The 445-nt window shown below is 52.6% G+C and carries 1 rRNA gene; it reads right to left on the reverse strand.

Going from position 1 to position 445, the window contains the following annotated elements:
* Positions 1-379: 379 nt before the first annotated feature.
* Positions 380-445, reverse strand: a 16S ribosomal RNA gene (locus tag AC2ETI_RS32665); the annotation flags it as partial.

A 445-nucleotide genomic window follows, 5' to 3' on the forward strand; every position in this document is an offset into this window, starting at 1 on the left:
GGCATCCACCGTACGCTCTTCATTACTTACAACAAAGATGCTCGCGTCCACTGTGCAGTTCTCAAACAACACACAACCCCAGAACTCCCGTGAGCACCAGCCGAAGAAAACAATGATCGAAACCATCGCAACTCCGCGGTATGACCCACATTCCAGTGTTGTCGTTACTTCCTAGAGAGGAAACACTCGCGTGTTCTCTCAGGACCCAACAGTATGTCGATATATTGCACTCGCCGGCAGATCATGTGATCTGCCGTGATGCGAGGAAGTTTGTCAGCGTCCACCCATGAGCTCCTGCCGGACCACAAGTGGATCCGAAACAGGCTCTGCCAACCAACCATCCACCTGTGTGAACATTGGATTGGAGAATGCTCCTTAGAAAGGAGGTGATCCAGCCGCACCTTCCGGTACGGCTACCTTGTTACGACTTCGTCCCAATCGCCGA

The sequence above is a fragment of the Rhodococcus sp. MurmanLake-1 genome (assembly GCF_056945715.1).